General features: G+C 71.8%; 22 protein-coding genes. 11 read left to right on the top strand and 11 right to left on the bottom strand.

Going from position 1 to position 22,010, the window contains the following annotated elements:
* Nucleotides 1-7: 7 nt before the first annotated feature.
* Complete coding sequence (locus tag QF027_RS14930; RefSeq protein ID WP_306986709.1) at nt 8-751, bottom strand: zinc ribbon domain-containing protein; 744 nt, start codon at nt 749-751, stop codon at nt 8-10.
* Nucleotides 748-1,596, bottom strand: a complete 849-nt coding sequence (locus QF027_RS14935; protein ID WP_306982113.1) for a Nif3-like dinuclear metal center hexameric protein — start codon at nt 1,594-1,596, stop codon at nt 748-750. The genes QF027_RS14930 and QF027_RS14935 overlap by 4 nt, the downstream gene beginning before the upstream one ends.
* Nucleotides 1,597-1,793: 197 nt before the next feature.
* On the opposite strand from QF027_RS14935, the gene QF027_RS14940 reads away from it, so the two are divergent.
* On the top strand, nt 1,794-3,059 hold the full coding sequence (locus QF027_RS14940) for a hypothetical protein (RefSeq protein WP_307075020.1): 1,266 nt from the start codon (nt 1,794-1,796) through the stop codon (nt 3,057-3,059).
* A gap of 97 nt (nt 3,060-3,156) precedes the next feature.
* Nucleotides 3,157-3,309 carry a hypothetical protein gene (locus QF027_RS14945; protein ID WP_086724430.1) on the top strand — a complete coding sequence of 51 codons (153 nt, stop codon included), beginning with the start codon at nt 3,157-3,159 and terminating at the stop codon, nt 3,307-3,309.
* A 55-nt stretch (nt 3,310-3,364) separates the two neighbouring features.
* On the opposite strand, the gene QF027_RS14950 is transcribed toward QF027_RS14945, so the two are convergent.
* Genes QF027_RS14950 through QF027_RS14960 form a run of 3 tightly spaced genes read right to left on the bottom strand, consistent with a single transcriptional unit; the run spans nt 3,365 to nt 6,337 of the window.
* Nucleotides 3,365-4,309, bottom strand: coding sequence for a 3-oxoacyl-ACP reductase (locus QF027_RS14950; protein ID WP_306982109.1), 945 nt, complete (start codon nt 4,307-4,309; stop codon nt 3,365-3,367).
* An 8-nt stretch (nt 4,310-4,317) separates the two neighbouring features.
* The gene (locus QF027_RS14955; RefSeq protein WP_069759340.1) at nt 4,318-5,394 is read right to left on the bottom strand and encodes a Zn-dependent alcohol dehydrogenase; all 1,077 of its coding nucleotides are present in this window, start codon (nt 5,392-5,394) and stop codon (nt 4,318-4,320) included.
* Nucleotides 5,395-5,425: 31 nt separating this feature from the next.
* Nucleotides 5,426-6,337 carry a MaoC/PaaZ C-terminal domain-containing protein gene (locus QF027_RS14960; protein ID WP_307075023.1) on the bottom strand — a complete coding sequence of 304 codons (912 nt, stop codon included), beginning with the start codon at nt 6,335-6,337 and terminating at the stop codon, nt 5,426-5,428.
* A 284-nt stretch (nt 6,338-6,621) separates the two neighbouring features.
* On the opposite strand from QF027_RS14960, the gene QF027_RS14965 reads away from it, so the two are divergent.
* Together QF027_RS14965 and QF027_RS14970 are read left to right on the top strand one after the other, a co-directional pair.
* Nucleotides 6,622-7,977: a sensor histidine kinase gene (locus QF027_RS14965; protein ID WP_307075025.1), complete on the top strand. Its 1,356-nt coding sequence runs from the start codon at nt 6,622-6,624 to the stop codon at nt 7,975-7,977.
* 410 nt (nt 7,978-8,387) lie between these two features.
* Nucleotides 8,388-9,020: a response regulator transcription factor gene (locus QF027_RS14970; RefSeq protein WP_306986708.1), complete on the top strand. Its 633-nt coding sequence runs from the start codon at nt 8,388-8,390 to the stop codon at nt 9,018-9,020.
* Between the two features lie 34 nt (nt 9,021-9,054).
* Here QF027_RS14970 and QF027_RS14975 read toward each other — a convergent pair whose 3' ends face one another.
* On the bottom strand, nt 9,055-10,302 hold the full coding sequence (locus tag QF027_RS14975) for an MFS transporter (RefSeq protein ID WP_307075028.1): 1,248 nt from the start codon (nt 10,300-10,302) through the stop codon (nt 9,055-9,057).
* Nucleotides 10,303-10,438: 136 nt separating this feature from the next.
* Between QF027_RS14975 and QF027_RS14980 the strand changes: the two genes are divergently transcribed.
* From QF027_RS14980 to QF027_RS15005, 6 genes are all read left to right on the top strand, one after another.
* The gene (locus tag QF027_RS14980) at nt 10,439-12,172 is read left to right on the top strand and encodes an MFS transporter (RefSeq protein ID WP_306982102.1); all 1,734 of its coding nucleotides are present in this window, start codon (nt 10,439-10,441) and stop codon (nt 12,170-12,172) included.
* A gap of 319 nt (nt 12,173-12,491) precedes the next feature.
* Nucleotides 12,492-13,145: a class I SAM-dependent methyltransferase gene (locus tag QF027_RS14985; protein WP_306982100.1), complete on the top strand. Its 654-nt coding sequence runs from the start codon at nt 12,492-12,494 to the stop codon at nt 13,143-13,145.
* 22 nt (nt 13,146-13,167) lie between these two features.
* On the top strand, nt 13,168-14,085 hold the full coding sequence (locus tag QF027_RS14990) for an N-acetylmuramoyl-L-alanine amidase (RefSeq protein WP_307075030.1): 918 nt from the start codon (nt 13,168-13,170) through the stop codon (nt 14,083-14,085).
* A gap of 65 nt (nt 14,086-14,150) precedes the next feature.
* Nucleotides 14,151-14,987 carry a DUF5336 domain-containing protein gene (locus QF027_RS14995; protein ID WP_307075032.1) on the top strand — a complete coding sequence of 279 codons (837 nt, stop codon included), beginning with the start codon at nt 14,151-14,153 and terminating at the stop codon, nt 14,985-14,987.
* 104 nt (nt 14,988-15,091) lie between these two features.
* Entirely contained in the window at nt 15,092-16,102 is a 1,011-nt protein-coding gene (locus tag QF027_RS15000; protein ID WP_306982094.1) for an LLM class F420-dependent oxidoreductase, read from the top strand.
* 40 nt (nt 16,103-16,142) lie between these two features.
* Nucleotides 16,143-16,436: a hypothetical protein gene (locus QF027_RS15005; protein ID WP_028807437.1), complete on the top strand. Its 294-nt coding sequence runs from the start codon at nt 16,143-16,145 to the stop codon at nt 16,434-16,436.
* 83 nt (nt 16,437-16,519) lie between these two features.
* On the opposite strand, the gene QF027_RS15010 is transcribed toward QF027_RS15005, so the two are convergent.
* Genes QF027_RS15010 through QF027_RS15020 form a run of 3 tightly spaced genes read right to left on the bottom strand, consistent with a single transcriptional unit; the run spans nt 16,520 to nt 19,748 of the window.
* Nucleotides 16,520-17,590: a prenyltransferase/squalene oxidase repeat-containing protein gene (locus QF027_RS15010; RefSeq protein ID WP_306982091.1), complete on the bottom strand. Its 1,071-nt coding sequence runs from the start codon at nt 17,588-17,590 to the stop codon at nt 16,520-16,522.
* A complete protein-coding gene (locus QF027_RS15015; RefSeq protein WP_280857262.1) occupies nt 17,587-18,321 on the bottom strand; it encodes a class I SAM-dependent methyltransferase in 735 nt (244 codons plus the stop codon). The genes QF027_RS15010 and QF027_RS15015 overlap by 4 nt, the downstream gene beginning before the upstream one ends.
* Nucleotides 18,315-19,748: a glycosyltransferase family 4 protein gene (locus tag QF027_RS15020; RefSeq protein ID WP_307075035.1), complete on the bottom strand. Its 1,434-nt coding sequence runs from the start codon at nt 19,746-19,748 to the stop codon at nt 18,315-18,317. The genes QF027_RS15015 and QF027_RS15020 overlap by 7 nt, the downstream gene beginning before the upstream one ends.
* A 161-nt stretch (nt 19,749-19,909) precedes the next feature.
* On the opposite strand from QF027_RS15020, the gene QF027_RS15025 reads away from it, so the two are divergent.
* A complete protein-coding gene (locus QF027_RS15025; protein ID WP_373431004.1) occupies nt 19,910-20,590 on the top strand; it encodes a TetR family transcriptional regulator in 681 nt (226 codons plus the stop codon).
* Nucleotides 20,591-20,600: 10 nt separating this feature from the next.
* Here the strand turns inward: QF027_RS15025 and QF027_RS15030 are convergent, their stop codons facing one another.
* Nucleotides 20,601-21,464: a tetratricopeptide repeat protein gene (locus QF027_RS15030; RefSeq protein ID WP_307075037.1), complete on the bottom strand. Its 864-nt coding sequence runs from the start codon at nt 21,462-21,464 to the stop codon at nt 20,601-20,603.
* Between the two features lie 311 nt (nt 21,465-21,775).
* Nucleotides 21,776-22,009 carry a ferredoxin gene (locus QF027_RS15035; protein WP_307075038.1) on the bottom strand — a complete coding sequence of 78 codons (234 nt, stop codon included), beginning with the start codon at nt 22,007-22,009 and terminating at the stop codon, nt 21,776-21,778.
* Between the last annotated feature and the right edge of the window lies 1 nt (nt 22,010).

Consider the following 22,010-nt stretch of genomic DNA (forward strand, 5'->3'; position numbering starts at 1 on the left):
ACGCCCCCTACAGGCCGGACTCGGACGTGCGCACCAGGATCCGGCGGCAGTTCTCGCAGCGCACCACGGTGTCGGGCGCCGCCGCGCGGATCTCGTTGATGTCGGTGATGGCCAGCTCCTGGCGGCAGCCCTGGCAGGTGCGCTGGTACAGCTTGGCCGCGCCGATGCCGCCCTGCTGCGCGCGGAGCTTGTCGTAGAGCTTGAGCAGATCGGCGGGGACGGTGCCGGAGATGACCTCGCGCTCCTTGGTCACCGAGGCGATCTCGCCGTCCAGCGACTCGAGGGCCGCGTCCCGGCGGGCGGTCGCGTCCTCGATCTTCGACTGGACGGAGGCGACCCGCTCGGTCAGCTCGGCCACCCGCTCCTGCGCGGACTCCAGCCGCTCCATGACCTCCAGGACGATGTCCTCGAGGTCGCCCTGGCGCTTGGCGAGGGAGACGATCTCGCGCTGGAGGTTCTCCAGGTCCTTGGGCGAGGTCACGGCTCCGGAGTCCAGGCGCTGCTGGTCGCGGGCGGCGCGCTGGCGCACCTGGTCCACGTCCTGCTCGGCCTTGGTCTGCTCGCGGGCGGTGTCGCTCTCCTCGGTCTGGGCGGCCACCAGGAGGTCGCGCAGCTGGGTGGCGTCCTTGGTGAGCGACTCGATCTCGGCGTGCTCGGGCAGCGACCTGCGCTTGTGGGCGAGCTGCTGGAGGCGGACGTCGAGGTCCTGGACGTCGAGGAGTCGGATCTGGTCGGCGGGCGCGGCGTTCAGTTGGGGGCTCCAGGTGAAGGGGAGTGGCTGGTCCAGGGGTCGGTGACCGTCCTGGAGACGTGCACGCGCAGGTCCCAGCCGTGGCGGTCGGAGATCTCGTCGAGCTGGGCGGCGGCCAGCTCGCACCAGGGCCACTCGGTGGCCCAGTGCGCCGCGTCGAGCAGCGCGAGAGGACTGTGGGCGCGAGCCGCGATGAACTCTGACACCGGGTGGTGGCGCAGGTCCGCGGTGAGGAAGGCGTCGACGCCGGACGCGCGGACCTGGTCGAAGAGGCTGTCGCCGGAGCCGCCGCTGACGGCGATCGTGCGGACCGTGGCCTCGGGATCGCCGGCCACGCGGATGCCCTGCGCGGTGGCGGGCAGGCGCTCGGCGGCCCGCGCGGCGATCTCGCGGACGGTCATCGGGGGGTCGACCTCGCACACCCGCCCCAGCCCCCGGCGCCCCGACGTGTCCGTCGGGTCCGGCACCAGCGGCCGTACGACCCTGAGGTCGAGCGCGCCCGCGAGCGCGTCCGAGACGCCCGGGTCGGCGGTGTCCGCGTTGGTGTGGGCGACGTGCAGCGCGATGTCGTTCTTGATGAGGGTGTGGACGACCCGGCCCTTGAAGTGCGAGGCCGCCACGGTCGTCGTGCCCCGGAGGTACAGCGGATGGTGGGTGACCAGCAGGTCCGCGCCCAGCTTCACCGCCTCGTCGACGATCTCCTGGACCGGGTCGACAGCGAAGAGGACCCGCGTGACCTCCTGGTCGGGGTCGCCCACGACGGTGCCGACCGCGTCCCAGGACTCGGCCCGCTCGGCGGGCCACAGGTTCTCCAGCGCGGCGATGACTTCAGACAGACGGGGCACGGGGAAAGGCTACCTGCCTGGTCTGTCCTGCTGAACCTGTGCCGTCGGTCGACGGGAACCCGTGCCCCGGCGAGCACAGTCGCCTCGGTTTCCTCAGGCGAATCGTTCCTGTGCCACCCCTTTGTGTGAAGGGGGTGCCCGCCCGTCCCATGCCTGTGGGTGCGAAAACTAGTTTCGTGACTGGAGGTGACCGGACGATGACGGCCTGTGCCATCGAATCCGCGGCGGCGAACGAGAACGAGAACGGGGAGACCCCGCGGACGGAGTGCGCGATCGCCGAGAACGGGAAGACGCCGCGGACCGAGTGCGTGATCACCGTCGACGGCTCCTACGCGGCCCGTCTCGCCCAGGACGGCGGCTGCTGGTTCCCGGAGCGCTGGACGCTGGACGGGCCGGAGCCCTACGCGGTGCCGCTGCCGGGCAACCAGCCCGAGGAGCCCGGCACCGAGGTGCAGCCGATGGGCGACGGACGGGTGCTGATCAGGCGGTTCGCGGACGGGCGGCACAACTTCTCGCTGCTCTACCCGACCGGCCCGAGCACCGGCGAGCTGCCGCTGGGCGCGGTCGAGTGCCCGGAGGAGGGGGCGGTCCTACGGCTGCTGCCGCCGGCACCCGGCGGTGAGAAGGCGTACGCCCTCGCCGTGGGCCCGCGCTCCAGTGCCGTGTGGCTGGTGGCGGGCGGTGCCTTCGGCCCTGAGCACCTCGCGGAGATCCCGGGGCGCTGCTCGGGCGGGGTGTGGCTGGACCGGACCGGGCGGATGCTGGCCCTGGACCGGGAGGCCGGCGGGCGGACCAAGGCGGTCGTGGTCGACCTGGGGCGCGCCGGGGAGGTGTCGCCGCTGCTGCAGATCGCCGACGGCAGTGATGACCGGCTGCTGCTGGCCGACCCGGACAGCGGGCTGCTGCTGATCTCCTCGGACGCGCCCTCTCCCGGGCGGGCGCGGCTGGGCTGGGGGGTGCTGGGCAGCACGTTGCCGGTGCGGTTCCCGGAGTGCTTGCGGGTGCCGGACTGCGCGGTGACGCCGTTCGCGATCCAGCCCGGGCAGGTGCTGACGCCGGAGAGCTGCGGTGTGGCGCTGCGGATCGACGGCCCGACGGGCGGCTGGGTGGGGGTGTGGCGGCCCTCCGCACGGCAGGTCCAGCATCTCCCGGGGCCCGAGGGGTGGTTGGTGGGTTCCGGACTGTGGACCGAGGCCGGTGAACTGCTCCTGCCGTACACGACGGCGGACGCGCCGTGCGGGGTGGCGCGGTGGGCGGCGGCACCGCGGAGGGAGGCCCTCACCGGGGAGGCGGAGGGCCCGGGGGGAACGGGGGGAACGGGGGCGGGGCACGCGGGCCCGGAGGATCCGGAGGGCGGCGGCGGTACGGCCGCGCGGTCGCCCGAACCGGGCCCTCCGGAGACTGGCGCGGCACGTCCTGTGCCCTTGCAGCAAGCCCCGTTGGGCAATCTTGTAACGAAGTAGTGCCGGTTGGCCCGGCCGCCTGGATTCGGCCCGTAGTGCTCTGGTTAAACTCGCCCCGCTGTAAAGAAAGATCATGTTGACGGGGTGAATTTCTTCCATGAGCGACGCCAGCACGAACCAGTCGACTGCGGACGTCCAGGAGTCCACGGGCCACGGTAAGCACCGGGGCCCGGTCTCGGTCCAGGACAGCGAGACGGCCCCGCGTGGCCGTCACCGCAAGTCGGTCGAGCAGACCGAGGCCGCGGCCTGAGGGCAGACGACGACACACGGCCCGCTCCTTGTCCGAGGAGCGGGCCGTTGCGCGTCTACTCCCTTTTGAGTCCCAGCACTTCGGCCGCCGCGAACGTCTCCCCCGCCGGCCGCCGCGCGTAGTGCGGGGTGAGCAGGGCGTCCAGTTCGTCGTAGGTGAAGGTGTCCTGCTTGCTGTCGAACTTGGCCTGCACCCGCGGCCGTTCGACGACCGCGACCATCCCGCCGTGTACGACCATCAGCTGGCCGTTGACGCGCTCGGCGGCCGGTGAGGCCAAGTAGCCGACGAGCGGGGCGACATGCTCGGGGGCGAGGGGGTCGAGTCCCGACTCGGGCTGTTCGAGGCCGGCGAAGACGTCCTCGGTCATCCGGGTGCGGGCGCGCGGGCAGATGGCGTTGGCGGTCACGCCGTACTTGGCGAGCGCGAGGGCCGTCGAGGTGGTGAGCCCGACGATTCCGCCTTTGGCGGCGGCGTAGTTGGGCTGCCCCGCGGACCCGGCGAGGAACGCCTCCGAGGAGGTGTTCACGATACGGCCGTACACCGGCCCTCCCGCCGCCTTGGACCGCTCCCGCCAGTGGGCGGCCGCGAACCGGGTCGTGTTGAAGTGGCCCTTGAGGTGGACCCGGATCACCGCGTCCCACTCGCCCTCGGTCATGGAGAAGACCATGCGGTCGCGCAGGATGCCCGCGTTGTTGACGAGGATGTCGAGCTTGCCGAACTCGCTGATCGCCAACTCGACGAGCACGCCGGCCTGTTGGTGGTCGGCCACGTCCCCGGTGTGGGCGACGGCCTGTCCGCCTGCGGCCCGGATCTCGTCGGCGACCTGCTCGGCGGGGCCCGCGGAGGCCTCGCCGGAACCGTCCCGGCCCGGCTGTCCGTAGTCGTTGACGATGACGGCCGCGCCGAGCCGGGCCAGTTCCAGTGCCTCGGCCCGGCCCAGCCCCCGGCCGGCGCCGGTGACGATCGCCGCGAGCCCTTCGAGTGGCAGTGGCTCGGTCATCGCGGCCCTCAGATCTCGATGCACGTACGGAGCGAGGCCCCCGTGCGCATCTGGTCGAGCGCCTCGTTGATCTCGCTCAGCGGCACGCGGTGGGTGATCAGACGGTCCAGATCGACGCGGCCGGCCCGCCACAGGGCGATGGTCCGCTCGTAGGAGCGCAGGACGTCCCCACCGCCGTACATGGACGGCAGGATGCGCTTCTCGTCGAAGAACAGCTCGAACATGTTGAGCTGGAGGAAGTCGTCCATGGCTCCCGCGCCGACGACGACGAGGGTGCCGCCGCGCCGGGTGGTCTCGTACGCCGTCCTGGCGGTCGCCGACTTGCCGACGACCTCGAAGACGTAGTCGAAGCCCTCGCCCGCGGTCACCTGCTGTTTGGCGTCGGCCAGTTCGTCCGGGGAGACGGCCCGGGTGGCGCCGAACTCGAGGGCGGCCTCGCGGCGCGAGGCGACCGGGTCGACGGCGACGATCTCGGCGGCGCCCTTGAGACGGGCCCCCTGGATGGCGGAGATGCCGACGCCGCCGCAGCCGATGACGGCGACCGACGAACCGGCTTCCACGTCCGCGGTGTTGAGCGCGGCGCCGAGTCCGGTGGTGACCCCGCAGCCGATCAGTGCCGCGATGTCGAAGGGCACGTCGTCGGGTATCGGCACCGCGCAGCCCGCGTCGACGACGACCTCCTCGGTGAAGGTGCCGGTGCCCGCGAAGCCGAACACATCGCCGCCGGGGCGCCTGAAGTTGGGGGTGCCGGCGTTCATGAACCCGGCCAGGCACAGTTCGGTCTGGCCGCGCTTGCAGGCGGGGCAGGCCCCGCAGGCGGGCAGCCAGCAGACGACGACCCGGTCGCCGGCCTTCAGGTGGCTGACTCCTTCCCCGACTTCGAGGATCTCGCCCGCGCCTTCGTGCCCGGGAACGAAGGGCGCGGGCTGCGGGAGGACCCCGGCCATGGCGGACAGGTCCGAGTGGCACAGTCCGGTGGCCCGGACCCGGATCCGTACCCTGCCGGGCCCGAAGCCCACCGCCTCGACGTCATCGAGGACTTCGAGCTTTTCCTGGCCGATCTCGTGCAGTACGGCTGCGCGCATGGTGCGGCTCCCCTCGTACGGCGTTCTGGGTTCAGGAGTGTTCGACGATGGTGTCGGCGAGGACGGGCGCGTCGTCCCTCCCCCACGCTCGGCTTCGCTCGCGCGGGGGGACCCCCATGACCGCGCCGACGGCGACCCGGGTGGACCGCGGCGTGTGCCACATACGGATCCGCAGGGTCTCCCCCGGGTACACGACCCCGGCGAACCGGGTGACATACGACCGCACCCGGGTCACGTCCCCGCCGAGCAGCGTGTCGACGACCGCCTTCAGCGTCATGCCGTAGGTGCACAGCCCGTGCAGGATGGGCCGTTCGAACCCGGCGACCTTGGCGAACTCCGGGTCGGCGTGCAGCGGGTTCCAGTCGCCGGAGAGGCGGTAGAGCAGGGCCTGGTCCTCGCGGATGGGCCGCCGCACGGTCCGGTCGGGCTCGCCGGCCGGGGGGTCCAGGCGAGCGGAGGGCCCTCGGTCGCCACCCCAGCCGCCCTCTCCGCGTACGAAGATCTGGGCGTCGTTGGTCCACAACGGGCCCTCGGTGTCCGCGACGTCGGTCCGCATGACCAGGACGGCCGCCTTGCCCTTGTCGTACACGGCGGCGATGCGGTTCGTGGCGGTCGCGGTGCCCTGGACGGGGAGGGGACGGTGGATGGTCAGTGCCTGGCCGCCGTGCAGGACCTTGGCGAGATCGACGTCGATGCCGGGCATGGACAGACCGCTGATCACTCCCGGTGAGCCCGAGCCCGCCACCGTGGCGAAGCTCGGCAGGACGTGCAGCCGGGATTCGAGGGTGTAGCGCAGTTCGTCGGGATCGGTGGCGGGGCTGGGTTTGTCAGGATGCGAGCCCGCCCCGATGCCGAGGTGGTAGAGCTGGACGTCCTTGGAGTTCCACGAGATCTCGCCGGTCCGGGGCTCGGCGGCGAGGGCCTTGGCTGGGTCGATGGGCATACGGCTCCTGACAGTGGCGGATCCGACCGTGGCGGAGTCAAGACCTCGGTACGGCCGTCCGCACCGTCGGCCGCACCGAGGTCGTCGCGGGCCGACCTAGAACGCGTTCCAGTCCGGCGCCCTCTGTATAGCCGAGCCCACCGCAGTTGTGAAGACTCCTGACGGAGTGTCAGGTGGGTCGTCAGGTAGGGCTCGCCCGGGTTCCGGCACCGTGACATTTGTACTGCCCAAGTCCGTACACGCACATCTGCCGGGCGGATTCCGCGAGACGTAGCGTCGTCGGTATGACAACAGGGGACAGGCTCTCGTGCCGCGTGGACGAGATCCGCGAGAAGGTCCGCGAGGCCCGGAAGCACCAGCGGTACTACGAGGCGAACAAGAAGCGCCTCAACGCCGAGTACAAGGCCGCGCAGAAGGCAGGGGAGGTCCCCGCGAACGCGGGCCTGGGCAGCGGGTTCGGTCTGCTGCCCTGGCTGCTGATGGGGATGGGCGCCTTCTCCAACCTCTTCCAGGGCGAGACTCCCGACCCCTGGATCGGCGGCCTGGGGCTGCTCACCTTCAACTCGCTCTACATCTACGTCGCCTTCCGCGCCTTCCACAAGGAGACCCGGGACGCGGTCTCCACCCGGGTGGCACTGGTGCTGATGGGACTGGTCACCTGCGGTCTGGCCCTGGCGTACGGCGGCAACTGGCTGCTGTTCTTCCCCCTGTTCGGGCTGGCGACGGGCGCGGTCGTGCGGCTGCCGCACCTGCGGTGGGTGGGTGCGGTGGTGACCGTCGTCGCCGGCGCGGCCTCCGTCTTCCGCGACGGCTGGGGCGGGCTCGACACCGCGTACGCCACGTGGATCTCCACGATGGTGACGGCCGCGATCATGTCCCTCTCGGAGGCGGTACGGCAGTTGCGGGAGGCCCGCGAGGAACTGGCCCGGCGCGCGGTCGAGGAGGAGCGGCTGCGGTTCTCCCGCGATCTGCACGACCTGCTCGGGCACACGCTGTCGGTGATCGTGGTGAAGTCGGAGGCGGCCCGGCGCCTCGCCTCCCGTGATCTGGACGCGGCACTCGTCCAGGTCTCCGACATCGAGTCGGTCGGCCGCCAGGCACTCACCGAGATCCGCGAGGCGGTGACCGGCTACCGCGAGGGCAGCCTCAGCACGGACCTCGACCTGGCCGCCTCGGCCCTGCGCGCCGCGGGCATCGAGCCGGTCGTCCACCGCTCCGGCCACCCGCTCGCCGCCCAGACCGAGGCCCTGCTGGGCTGGGTGGTCCGCGAGGCGGTCACCAACGCGGTACGGCACAGCGGGGCGGAGCGCTGCGAGATCTCCGTGCAGGGCTCGGCGGAACGGGTACGGCTGCGGGTCTCGGACGACGGCCGGGGAACGGCGGCGGGCACGGCGCCGACCGTGAGTGAGCGCGCCCCTGAGAACGCCGGAACGGTGCCCGTCCCGGCCGTCGGCGGCACCGGTCTCAAGGGGCTCGCCGAGCGGCTGGCCGCGGCTGGCGGGTGGTTGGAGGCGGGCCCGGGGCCACGGGGCGGATTCGTGGTGCGGGCCGAGCTGCCGGTCGAGTCGGAGGCGCCGGAGCGGCCCGGGGAGCCGGCGGGGGCGATGCGCGGGGCCCGGATCGGCGATGTGGCCAGGTGACGCCGTGGTGGGTGGTTGGAGGCGAGCCCGGGCCACGGGGCGGATTCGTGGTGCGGGCCGAGCTGCCGGTCGAGTCGGAGGCGCCGGAGCGGCCCGGGGAGCCGGCGGGGGCGATGCGCGGGGCCCGGATCGGCGATGTGGCCAGGTGACGCCGTGGTGGGTGGTTGGAGGCGAGCCCGGGCCACGGGGCGGATTCGTGGTGCGGGCCGAGCTGCCGGTCGAGTCGGAGGCGCCGGAGCGGCCCGGGGAGCCGGCGGGGGCGATGCGCGGGGCCCGGATCGGCGATGTGACCAGGTGACGCCGTACCGGTCCGTCCACTGTTCTCTTCTCAAGGACCAGGCGCGTCGGCGCAACGAAGTCGCACCACCACCGCTCCCGCCGGGGCGCCCTACTCTTGGGTCGTGAACGAGATGCCCCGGGAGCACCGGCCCGCCAGGTCCATCCGCGTGTTGCTCGCCGAGGACCAGGGCATGATGCGTGGGGCGCTCGCGCTGCTGCTCGGGATGGAGGCGGACATCGAGGTCGTGGCCCAGGTCGCGGCCGGGGACGCGATCGTGGACGCGGCGCTCGTCCACCGCCCCGATGTGGCGCTGCTCGACATCGAGCTGCCGGGGATGAGCGGTCTGGACGCCGCCGCCGAACTGCGCGAGCAGGCGCCGGACTGCCGGGTGCTGATCCTCACCACCTTCGGACGACCCGGCTACCTCCGCCGGGCCATGGAGGCGGGTGCCGCCGGTTTCCTCGTCAAGGACGGTCCCGTGGAGGAGCTGGCGGTCTCGATCCGCCGGGTTCTGACCGGCGAGACCGTGATCGACCCCGCCCTCGCCGCGGCCGCCCTGAGCGCCGGCCCCAACCCCCTCACCGCCCGCGAGTGCGATGTCCTCAAGGCGTCCACGGACGGCGCAACGGTCGCCGACATCGCCGGCAGGCTCCACCTCTCCGAGTCCACCGTCCGCAACTACCTCTCCTCCGCCATCGGCAAGACGGGCACCCGCAACCGAATGGAGGCGGTACGGGCGGCCCGGCAGCAGGGTTGGCTTTGAATCCTCCCCTCCCTGAAGGGAGGGGATTCCTGGCTCAGGCCGCCTCCTGGAGCAGCGCCCCAGGAGGTCTTGCGCCATCAGCACCAGCCGGGTCGAGACCAGCCCGGACGAGCATCACGCGTGCGGAGTTCTTGTCCCGTGGGGACACGTTTCCGCACGCGGTGCAGGTGTAGGTGCGCTCACCCAGCGGCATTGCGTGCTTGGCTCTCGCATCGCAGTGCGCGCAGTCCATCGTGGTGTGCGCGGGGTGGACCAGGCGGATGTCCCGCCCGTGTTTGCGGCCCATCTCGATCAGGGCGGCCTTGGTGGCGCCGATGGTGGCGTCAGCGGCCTTGCGGGCCATGGTGGTCCTGGCCAGGAACTTCGGGCGGAAGTCCTCGACCGCGACGGCGTCGTGGTCGAGGACCACCTTCTTGGCCCACCGCGGCGCGTTCGCCGACGCCACCGCCCGCACCCTCAGCAGTCCGAGGGGCATCAGCGGGGCGGCCGTACGGGACTCGACGAGGAGGAAGCCCCCTACCAGCGCGAGGCCGGCGGCCAGCGGGAGCAGGGTGGCGGCCGCCGTCCACCCCTCGGCCTCGGTCTGCGAGATGCCGTACGCCAATACCGCCAGTCCCCCGGTGACCAGCACCGCTCCCGGCAGGTCGAGGCGCCGCCCGTCCCCGCTGCGGCTCTCGGTCAGCCACAGCAGCGAGCCCAGCAGGACCAGCGAACCGACGGGCACGTTGATCAGCAGCACCCAGCGCCAGGACAGGGTGTCCACCAGAAGTCCGCCGACGAATCCGCCCGCGGCGCCGCCCCCCGCGCCCACGGCCGTCCAGGTGGCGATGGCCCGGGCCCGCGCGGCCCCCTCCGGGACGGCCGACGTGACAATGGTCAGCGTCGCGGGCGCCAGTACCGCCGCGCCCAGCCCCTGCACGGCCCGCGCGATCAGCAGCTGGGCGTCCCCCTGGGCCAGCCCGCCGGCCAGCGAAGCCGCCGTGAACAGGCCGAGGCCGACCAGGAACATCCGCTTGCGGCCGTAGAGGTCACCGGCTCGGCCGCCGAGGAGCATGAATCCGGCGAAGGCGATGGCGTAGGCGTTCACGACCCACTGGAGTCCGGACTCACTCATGCCCAGGTCGGCGCGCATGGACGGCAGCGCCACGTTGACGACAGACACGTCGAGCACGACCAGGAACTGTCCCGCGCACGCCAGCGCCACCACCAGCCAGGCGGGCGGCGCGGACCGGGGACCGCGGGGTCTGCGGGCGACTTCAGCGGCGTCGAGCATGGGCGTCATGCTCTCAACCCGGCTCCGCTTCCCCAAGAGAATATAAAGAAATCGTTAGTACGCCGAAGCATCGGAATAGTTGCCCATGCATACGTAGTTCAAGCCACACGTAAGCCGATCTTCCAGGCCCGGAGGCCTCCCTCACATGACGCACACGCCGACCGACCAGCCCACCCGGAGAGCGTCCGGCGCTGTCGTCCCGGTGCTCGCCTTCGCGGGCATCGTGGTCGCGGTGATGCAGACCCTGCTCGTCCCCGTCATCAAAGACCTGCCGCAACTGCTGGACACCGCGCCCAGCAACGCCACCTGGGTCCTGACGTCCACCCTGCTCTCGGGCGCCGTCGCCACCCCGATCATGGGCCGCCTCGGCGACCTGTACGGCAAGCGCCGCCTGCTCATCCTCAGCCTCGCCGTGATGGTCGTGGGCGCCCTGGTCAGCGCCCTCACCAGCGACCTGCTCACGATGATCGCCGGCCGCACCCTCCAGGGCTTCGCAATGGGCGCGATCCCCCTCGGCATCGGCCTGATGCGGGACATGCTGCCCCGCGAGAAGCTCGGCTCGGCCATGGCCCTGATGAGCTCCTCGATCGGCGTCGGCGGCGGACTGGCGCTGCCCCTCGCGGCACTGATCGCCCAGCACGCCGACTGGCACGCCCTCTTCTACGGCGCGGCCGGGCTCGGCGCCCTCTCGATCGTCCTCACCCTCCTCGTCGTACCGGAGTCCCCGGCACGCGCCGAAGGCACCTTCGACGTCCTGGGCGCGATCGGCCTCTCCACCGGTCTCGTCCTCTTCCTCCTCCCCATCACCAAGGGCAGCGACTGGGGCTGGACCTCGGGCACCACGCTCGGCCTCTTCGCCGCCGCCGCGGTCGTGCTCGTCCTGTGGGGCGTCATGGAACTGCGGGTGAAGGCCCCCCTGGTCGACCTGCGCACCACGGCCCGCCCGGCGGTCCTCTTCACCAACCTGGCGTCGATCATGGTGGGCGTCTCGTTCTACGTCGTCTCGCTCGTCCTTCCCCAGCTGCTCCAGCTCCCGAAGGCGACCGGCTACGGCCTCGGCCAGTCGATGGTCGTGGCGGGCCTGCTGGTCGCTCCGCTGGGCCTGACGATGATGTTCACGGCGCCCGTCTACGCCCGGCTGTCGGCGAAGTACGGCCCCAAGTTCACCCTCATCCTCGGCATGCTGATCATCGCGATCGGCTACGGCGCCGGGCTGGGCCTCATGAGCGCGGCCTGGCAGAGCCTGGTCATCGCGGTGGTCCTCGGCGCGGGCATCGGGCTCGCCTACTCCTCCCTGCCCGCGCTGATCGTGGGCGCGGTCCCGGCCTCGGAGACGGGGGCGGCGAACGGGCTCAACACGCTGATGCGGTCCATCGGTACGTCCGTGTCGAGCGCCGTGATCGGCATGGTGCTGGCGAACACGGCGGACAACGTCGGGGGCGTCGCGATACCGACCATGCACGGGTTCCGGGTGTCCTTCCTGATCGCGACCGGCGCGGTGGCGGTCGGGCTGCTGATGGCCCTGTTCCTGCCGAAGCCGAACCGGGCGCCGCAGCTGCGTGCGAGCAGCGAGGAGGAGGCGAACCTGGAGCGTGCCGAGGCGGTTCTGCGGGGGTTCCGGGGCCGTGTCCTCGACGCTTCCGGTGCTCCGGTCCCCCGGGCCAAGGTCACGTTGATCGATCGGCGGGGGCGGCAGGCGGGGGCGACGCTGTCCGGTGACGACGGCACGTACGCCCTCACCGTCCCCGCCCAGGGCGCCTACGTCCTCGCCGCCCGCGCCACCGGCCACGGTCCCCTGGCCTCCTCGGCCACCCACGCGGGCGACGACCGCGCGATCGACCTCGACCTGGCCCTGCCGGGCGAGACGGTCACCACCTGACCGACACGAAGCCGACCCACATCCCCGCCCCACCCCGGGGCGGGGATGTGTCGCGTCGGGGGAGCCCGGAAGGCCGTAGAACCGACGGTGCCCACTCCGACCGAACCCGCCCGTCCCGACGCCCCGGCCCCACCCTGGCCGGCTCCGGCAGCTCGACGGTCGGTGGCTCCCGCGTGCATCCCGCGCCCCCTCCCCGTACGTTCCGCACCCCCTGTCCCCCGTCGCGCGGAGGGTGCGGCAGCATGGGGCGTCCGGAGGGGCGTACGGCGGCATGGCGGTCGTACGACGCCTGCCCACACGTACGACCGAGAGGAACCCCATGTCCGCGGCCGCACCCAAGCCCGAGATCCTCGCCGCCTTCGAGGCCGCCAAGGGGTTCATGCCCCTGGGTGAGGGGCTGGCCCTTCATGAAGCCGCTCTGGACGCCGGGCGGCTCGGGCTGCCGCTCCTGGAGGTCGGTACGTACTGTGGCCGGTCCGCGATTCTGCTGGCCGACGCGGCCCGGGAGGCCGGGGTCACCGCGCTGACCGTCGATCATCATCGCGGCAGTGAGGAGCAGCAGCCGGGGTGGGAGTACCACGATCCGGAGACGGTGGATGCCGAGCTCGGCCTGATGGACACGCTGCCCACCTTCCGCAGGACCCTCCACCGGGCCGGGCTGGAGGAGCACGTGGTCGCCCTCGTCGGGCGGTCGCCGCAGATCGCGGCGGTCTGGAACTCCCCCCTCGGCCTGGTCTTCATCGACGGCGGTCACACCGACGAGCACGCCAACGCCGACTACGAGGGCTGGGCCCCCCACGTGGCCGAGGGCGGGCTGCTCGTCATCCACGACGTGTTCCCCGAGCCGGAGGACGAGTTCACCGGGCAGGCGCCCTACCGGGTCTACCTCCGGGCCCTCGCCTCCGGCGCCTTCACCGAGGTCTCGGCGACCGACTCGCTGCGGGTGCTGCGGCGGGTGCGGGCGGGGATCTGAGAGCGCGGTTAGAGTCGCAGACGTGTCGTACGCAGGCCCTGAATTCGATGCCCCCCAGCCCCGCCGCCCCCGGCGCCGCCCGCTGGCCCTCGCCCTCGCCGTGCTCGTGCCGGGCGCGCTGCTCGGGTGGCTGGTGTACGCGGGGGTGAGCGGGGCGGCCGACGGCGGCGGGACGACGGCCGCGGCGAGTCCGCGCGCGAGCGCTCCGCCGACCGTCTCCTCCACCACCGCCGAGGACAAGAAGCCGCTCGGCTTGCTCCGGGGCAAGGTCGTCGTCATCGACCCCGGACACAACCTCACCAACTTCCGGCACACGGCCGAGATCAATCGCAAGGTGGACATCGGGACGAACCGCAAGGAATGTGACACGACGGGGACGTCCACCAACTCGGGTTACGCGGAGGCGAAGTTCACCCTCGACGTCGCCGACAGGCTGCGCACGCTGTTGGAGAAGCAGGGCGTGACGGTGAAACTGACCCAGGACGGCGACCGGCCCTACGGCCCCTGTGTGGACGAGCGGGCCAGGATCGGCAACAGCGCGAAGGCCGACGCGGTGGTGTCGATCCACGCGGACGGCGCGGGGGCCGGGCAGCGCGGCTACCACGTGATCCTTCCGGGCCGCGTCCACCAGGGCATCGCCGACACCCGCCGGATCGTCGCACCCTCCGCCCGACTCGGCGAGCGCATCGCGGACGACTTCGGACGCGCGACGGGCACCGGCCGCTCCAACTACATCGGGGACGGCACCGGACTGGACACCCGCACAGACCTGGGCGGCCTCAACCTCTCGAGGGTTCCCAAGGTGTTCATCGAATGCGGCAACATGCGCGACAGCAAGGACGCGGCCCTGCTCACGAGCGGGGCCTGGCGGCAGAAGGCGGCGCAGGGAATCTCTGAAGGAATCGTGAGTTTCCTGCACGGCCGACGATCTGCGCGCTGATCCCCTCGTACGCTCCGCCGGGCGGACGATAGGGTCTACCGACAACGACCTACGAAGGACTTGAAGTGAATATCCGCTCCCTCACTCGAGGCGACGGCGTGGTGATCGGTGCAGCGGTGTTGCTGTTCATCGCGTCGTTCCTTGATCTCTACTCGGTCGACGGAGCCCCCGACGACGCCGACCTCCCCAGCGCCTGGGCGAGCGGCCCGGTCGTGATGGGGGTTGTCCTCGCGGGCATCATCGGCGCCGCCCTCGTCGTTCTGTCGCGCGGCCTGCCGCAGCTCCCCAAGGTGGCGGGGCTCGACCTCGGTCAAGTCGGCGCCGCGTTCACGGTGTTCGCCGCCTGGAGCGCGCTCGGGAACGTGTTCGATCCACTGAGCGCCGCGGACTACGGCTCCAGTTCGGACACGGTCAGCGCCGGTATCGGCCTGATCCTCGCTCTCGTCGCCACCCTGGTCATGGCCGCGGCCGCCGTCGCCACACCCCTCGTCCCCGCGCTCCAGGCCGGCCTCGTCCCGGCCCCCAAGCCGCCCCAGCCGCAGCCCTACGGCGCCCAGCCGCCCGGTGGTTACGGCTACCCGGGAGCCCAGCAGCCGGGGCAGCCCGGGCCGCAGGGTCAGCCCTACGGCGGTCAGCCGCAGCCGGGGCAGCCGTTCGGCGCGCAGCCTCAGCCGCAGGCGCAGGCCCCGCAGCCGCCGGCCGCGGAGTTCTCGCCGTTCTGGTTCGCCGTGCCGGTGCCGCGCCCGCTGTTCGCGGAGGACGGTTCGCCGACGCCGATCGCCGAACTCGCGCCGGGCACCTGGTACCTGGCCGTCGAGCAGCGCGGTCCGGGTCTGGTCGCCCAGACGCAGGACGGCCGTCGTGGCGTGCTGCAGGACACGAGCGGCATCCAGCGCGGCTGAGCCCTTCGAGGTCGTAGGACGGCCCCTCGCCCCTTCCGGGCGGGGGGCCGTTGCCGTACATTCGCGAGCGCTCCCGAATATCTGACATACCGTCAGGAGGCGTCGTGCGACTCGGTCTTGCGCTCGGCTACTGGGGCCGCGGCCCCGACCCCCGCCATGTGCCGCTGGCCCAGGAGGCCGAGCGGCTCGGCTATCACTCGGTGTGGACGGCCGAGTCGTGGGGGTCGGACGTGTTCACACCGCTCACCTGGATCGCGGCGCGGACGTCGACGATCAGGCTGGGTACGGCCGTTGCCCAGATGGCCGCCCGCTCTCCCACCACGACCGCCATGCACGCCCTCACCCTGGACCATCTCTCCGGCGGGCGGGTCATGCTGGGGCTCGGGCTGTCCGGGCCGCAGGTCGTCGAGGGCTGGTACGGCCGTCCGTTCCCCACGTCGCCGCTGACCGCGACCCGGGAGTACGTCGACGTCGTACGGCAGGTCCTCAGGAGGCAGGCGCCGGTCGAGCTGGACGGCCGTTTCCACTCCCACCCCTACCGGGGCCCGGACGGCACCGGACTCGGCAAGGCGCTCAAGCCGATCACGCATCCCCTGCGCGCCGATCTGCCCATCCTCCTGGGCGCCGAGGGGCCGAAGAACGTCGCCCAGACGACCCGGATCGCGGACGGCTGGCTGCCGTTGTACTGGTCGCCGAACCGGCCCGAGGTCTACGAGACCTCGCTCGCCGGCGCCCCGGAGGGCTTCCTCGTCGCCCCCATGGCCCAGGTGCGGGTCTGCGACGACGTGGCCGAAGGGCTGCTGCCGGTCAAGACGATGCTGGGCTTCTACATCGGCGGAATGGGCCACGCGGCCCGCAACTTCCACGCCGATCTGATGGCCCGGATGGGGTACGAGGAACAGGCTCGCAGGATCCAGCGGCTGTTCCTCGAAGGCCGCCGCGAGGAGGCCGTGCTCGCCGTGCCGGACGCCTTCGCCGACGAGATCTCCCTGGTCGGACCGCGCGAACGCATCGCCGAGCGGCTGGAGTCGTGGCGCAAGGGCCCGGTGACGGACCTGCTGGCCCTGGCCCCGGACCGAGAGTCGCTGCGGGTGCTGGCGGAGCTCAACGCGTGACGCCAGGTTTCGTCAGGGAATTCGGGGCCATTCGAACACCATGTCCACTCATACGCGCCGTGGTGCCAACTCAGCCGGGACGGTCATAGCGGTCGTCGCCGACATCATGGCCCTCATCCTGGGCCTGTGGATCCTGATGTACCTGCTGGACGCCAACCGTGCGAACGACTTCGTGCAGTTCATCCACGACGCCGCTCGCTGGCTCGCCGGCTGGTCCTACGACCTCTTCACGTTCGACGAGGCCTGGGCCCGGGTCGTCGCGGGCTACGGCCTGGCAGCGGTGGTCTACCTGTTCGTGGGCCACGCCATCGCCAACCGGGCCCACCGCCACTGAGACGTGCCCCGTAGGGGCGCGGGGAACTGCGCGACCAGCCACTGACAACGCGCACTCGCTGTCGCGCAGAACCCCCCGAGCTCTCAGGCGCAGCAGTCCGGGTCCAGCCCCAGCGGCAGGCGCTCCCCGCCGAACACCGTGCAGGTGGCCTCATGGCCACCCAGCGCGGCGACGGCCAGCAACAGCGATCCCGCCGTCCACGTGGTCAGCTCCCGCGGCCACACCGCCCCGTCCTCGAACACGTACCCGGTCCAGTACAGCCCGCTCTCCGCGTCCCGCAGATGCTGGATGGACTGGAGGATCTCCAGCGCCCGGTCGGACTCGCCCGTCGCCCACAGAGCCAGCGCGAGTTCGGCCGACTCCCCGCCCGTCACCCACGGGTTGGGGACGACACAGCGCACCCCCAGAGCGGGCACGACGAACCGCTCCCAGCCCTCCTCGATACGGGACTTGGCCTCCGCGCCGGTCAACGCCCCGCCCAGGACCGGGTAGTACCAGTCCATCGAGTAGCGGTCCTTGTCGAGGAAGCGTTCGGGGTGCCGGCGGATCGCGTGCCGCAGCGCCCCGACCGCCAACTCCCAGTCCGGCTGGGCCTCTTCGCGCTGTTCGGCGATCGCGAGGGCGCACCGCAGCGCGTGGTGGATCGAGGAGGAGCCGGTGAGCAGGCCGTCGGTGAGGGCCGTGCCGTCGTCCTCCAGCTTCCACCCGATCTGCCCGCCCGGCTGCTGGAGTTCCAGCACGAACTCCATCGCCGCGTACACCGTCGGCCACATCCGGTCGAGGAACATGTCGTCGCCGGTGGACAGATAGTGGTGCCACACTCCCACGGCTATGTAGGCGACGAAGTTCGTCTCGCGGCCCCGGTCGGTGACCTGTGCGAAGTCCCCGTCCTGGTAGGCCGCGTACCAGGAACCGTCCTCGTTCTGGTGCCGTGCGAGCCATGCGTAGGCCCGCTCGGCCGCCTCGTGCTCGCCCGCCGCGTCCAGCGCCATCGCGGCCTCGGTGTGGTCCCACGGGTCGAGGTGGTGCCCGCGGAACCACGGGATCGCCCCGTCCTCCCGCTGCGCGGCCAGGATCCCGGCGACGGTCGCGGCGGCCTGCTCGGCGGTGAGGACCCCGGGCAGGACGAGGTGTTCTGTCCGGGGAGTGGTCACGAGGTGGCCACCCGCGGAAGGTGCGGCTTGGTCGCGTACGCCACGAAGCTCTTGCCGATCAGCGGGTTCAGTGCCTGCTCGGCGACCCGGGTGGCCAGCGGCTTCTTCATGATGTCCCAGACCAGCAGCTTGTGGTACGCCTGCACCGGCAGCGCCTTGTCGTTGTCGACGCCGAACGCGCACTTGAGCCACCAGTACGGGGAGTGCAGGGCGTGCGCGTGGTGGGTTCCGTACGGCTTGAGGCCGGCCTCGCGGATCTTCGCGAGCAGCTCGTCCGCCTTGTAGATGCGGATGTGGCCACCCTCGACCTCGTGGTAGGCGTCGGACAGTGCCCAGCAGACCTTTTCGGGGCCGTAGCGCGGGACGGTGATGGCGATCCGCCCGCCCGGCTTCAGCACCCGGACCATCTCGGCGAGTACGCCCTTGTCGTCCGGGATGTGCTCCATCACCTCGGAGATGATCACAACGTCGAAGGACTCGTCGGGGAAGGGGAGGGCCAGGGCGTCGCCCTCCATCGCGGTGGCGGTGGCCCCTTCCGGTGCCTCACCGGCCTCCTTCATCGCCGTGAACCACTTCGCGACCTCGCGGATCTCCTCGGCGTTCTGGTCCAGCGCCACGACCTGCGCGCCGCGCCGGTAGCACTCGAACGCGTGCCGGCCGGCCCCGCAGCCGAGGTCCAGGACGCGGTCGCCCGGCGCGAGCGGGAACCGGGAGAAGTCGACGGTCAGCACGTGGCCCTGCTTTCGGGATTGAGATCGGCGTCGGTCACTCGTGGGGCGGTCAGCGGTGCGCCGCCCGTTGCTGAGGCCGCGGAACGGGCGGGGGGCTTGGCCGGGGAGCGGGGCGGGGCCTCGGCGGCGGACCCGGCGATCGCCTCGCGGTACCGGGACACCGTGCCCTCCGCGGCCTTCGCCCAGGTGAACTTCGCCAGTACCCGCTCACGTCCGGCCCGGCCGAGTCGCACCCTCAGGTCCGGGTCGCCCAGGAGACGGCTCAGGGCGGTCGCCAGTGCGCCCGGGTCCCCCGGCGGTACCGCCAGGCATGTCTCCGCGTCGCGCCCTGCGACCTCGGGGATCGCGCCGCCCGTCGTGGCGACCAGCGGGGTGCCTGTCGCCATCGCCTCTGCCGCCGGGAGTGAGAAGCCCTCGTAGAGCGAGGGCACGCAGGCGACCTCGGCCGAGCGGACGAGGTCGACCAGTTCGGCGTCCGAGATGCCCTTGACGAAGTCGACGGCGCCTTCGAGGCCGTAGCGTTCCATGGCCTGGGCGACCGGGCCCTCGGCCGGACGTTTGCCCACGACGACCAGGTGCGCCCCGGGGTGTTCCGTGCGGACCTTCGCCAGCGCCTCGACGAGGAAGACGAGGCCCTTGAGGGGGACGTCCGCGCTGGAGGTGGTGACGATCCGGCCCGGCACCACGCGCACCGACGGATCCGGCGAGAACTGGTCCGTGTCGGCGCCGATGTGGACGACGTGGACACGGTCGCCGCGCACGCCCAGGTGGTCGACGATCTCCTGGCGGGAGGTGCCGGAGACGGTGAGCACGGACGGCAGGCGGCGGGCCACGCGCTTCTGCATACGGGTGAAGGCGTACCAGCGGCGCTTGGACAGCCGCTGGAGCCGGCCCTCGGCCGCGTCCAGCTCCAACTGCCGGTCCACGGTGATGGGGTGGTGGATGGTGGTCACCAGCGGAGCGCCGACATCGCCCAACAGGCCGTAGCCGAGGGTCTGGTTGTCGTGGACCACGTCGAACTCACCGCTGCGGGCCCGGAGATGACGTCGGGCCCGCAGGGAGAAGGTGAGCGGCTCGGGGAAGCCGCCGGTCCACATCGTGGCGACTTCCAGGGCGTCGATCCAGTCGCGGTACTCGTCGCGTTTCGGGGTGCGGAAGGGGTCCGGGGAGCGGTAGAGGTCCAGGCTGGGCAGCTCGGTCAGGCTCAGACCGTCGTAGCCCGGATCAAGAACGGGGTACGGCTGGGAGCCGATGACCTCGACGCGGTGGCCGAGGCGGGCCAGTTCGCGGGAGAGGTGGCGTGTGTAGACACCCTGGCCGCCGCAGAACGGGTTCCCTTTGTAGGTGAGGAGCGCGATACGGAGCGGTCGCTCGCCGTCGGCGGCCGGGCCGTCAAGGGCCCCTGCCTGACTGGCCTCAGCGGTCACTCTGGGCCCCCTTCTGCCTGCACTGTCCCGCGAGATTACGACGAGAAGGTAATCTAGAACAAGTTTCAGACTTGATCGTTCAGGAGGCTCTGAATCTACCGGCAGGTAGGGGTCCTGTGAGCGGTGGATCAGGTGATTCACGCCACGACCGGGACCCTGGCATGCTGAGTGATCACACATCCTCACGGACTGTCACGGAACCCAAGGTGGACAAGGTGGCCAAGCCCGCCAGAGTGGAAGCCGGCACCGCGCGACCCGACGCACCGCCGCTGACCGAGCGGCAGGAGGCGCGACGCCGCCGCATCCTGCACGCGAGCGCGCAGCTGGCGAGCCGCGGCGGGTTCGACGCGGTGCAGATGCGGGAGGTCGCGGAGTCCTCACAGGTGGCGCTCGGCACCCTCTACCGGTACTTCCCCTCCAAGATCCATCTGCTGGTCGCCACCATGCAGGACCAGCTGGAGCACATGCACGGCACGCTCCGCAAGAAGCCCCCGCAGGGCGAGACGGCGGCCGAGCGGGTCGCGGAGACCCTGATGCGGGCCTTCCGGGCGCTCCAGCGCGAGCCGCACCTGGCGGACGCGATGGTCCGCGCACTGACCTTCGCGGACCGCAGTGTGAGCCCGGAGGTCGACCAGGTCACCCACCAGACCACGCTGATCATCCTGGACGCCATGGGGCTTGAGGACCCGACGCCCGAGCAGCTCTCCGCGGTCCGCGTCATCGAGCACACCTGGCACTCGGCCCTGATCACCTGGCTCTCGGGCCGGGCCTCCATCGCCCAGGTGAAGATCGACATCGAGACGGTGTGCCGACTGATCGACCTCACGCAACCGCGGTCCTAGCGCCCCGGCGTCAGCCGACGGCCCCCAGTCCGCTCCAGCTCCGGCCGATCGCCGTCTCCCCCGCCCACCGCTCCAGCAGCCGCCGGGCCTCCTCCTCGGGGGCCGCGAGGGAGACCTGCTGGGCGCCGGCGCCGACGGCGCGCTCCTGTTCGTGGGTGCCCTCGCTGCAGCAGGCGCACAGCATGCGGACGCTGCTCGCCGGCTCGGCGCCGAAGCCGTGGCCGGTGAACAGCTCCAGGAGTGCCTCCAGGTCGGCCTTCTCGCCCGCGGCCACGGTGACCTCCAGGGTGGGCAGTTCGGACTCCTCGAAGAGCAGGAGTTCGTCGAAGACGGGGCAGCTCACCCCCTCGACGACCCGCTCGCCCTTCGGTTCGCCGTCGTGGACGACGATCTCGCCGTAGCGCCGCCCGCCCGTGACGGGCACGCTGACGACCCGGCCGCGGGTCGGGCACAGCCGCTCGATCCAGACGACCTCGCGCTCGCCGCCGGTGTCGAGGCGCACGCAGGCGTACCCGAGGCGGGCGTCGATCTGCCCTTCCCCGTCGGGGAGTTCGATGCCGAAGCCGCTCCACGCGTCCCGTGCCGTCGCCCAGTCCCGCTGGATCGTGGCCGCGATGCCGAGGTTCCAGTACGCCGGGTCGCCCTCGCCGCGCGGGGAGCGGGCCGCGGCCTCCCGGCCCAGCTCGTACGCCTTGGCCCAGTTCCGCAGGAACTTGTGGGCGAGCGCGGCGTCGTACCACCACGCGGCGCTGGCCTTCAGGTCCGGGAAGTGCGCGAGCACCCGCTCGTACAGCTCGGCGGCGCGCAGCCACTCCTCGGCGTCCCAGGCGTCACGTGCCTGCTTGATCAGCTCTTTGGCCTCGGACTTCCGCACGCCCACCCCACTCCCACGACGACCGCAGGAGCGTACGCCATCGCGCGAGAGGACCTACGAGACGGGTTCCCTTCGCCGGCATGGTCCGGATCAGGTTCTGGGGGTCGCCGTCGAGCCTTCCCGCTGCTCTTCGGCCTCTCAGCCCTACCGTCGACGTCGGCCCCGGCGGAAGCCTGCGCCTCTCGCCCAAGTCGGCTACTTCGGTCGGACTCCCTCACTCGCCTCGTAGGCCTATGTCCAGAATAGAACGCTCGTCCGGGAATGCACCCCCTCGCTCCATGATTTTTTCGGCCCTTACTTCTTCTCGGCCCCTACTCCTCCGGTGGGAACACCGGCTCCCCGCTCCCCAGCAGCGTGATCATGATGGCCTCCACCGGGCAGTTCTCCGCCGCCGCCAGGATCTTCTCGTTGGCGTCGGCCTCCGGGTCGGCGGGGTGGGACTGGCGGGCGGTGTCCAGGCGGAAGCCGTCGGGGGCGGTGTGTACGCACTGCGCGGAGCCGATGCACAGGGAGCGGTCGACCTCGACGCGCCAGCGGTCTCCCATC

Origin of the sequence: Streptomyces canus (assembly GCF_030816965.1) — a bacterium.
Lineage (GTDB): Bacteria > Actinomycetota > Actinomycetes > Streptomycetales > Streptomycetaceae > Streptomyces > Streptomyces canus_E.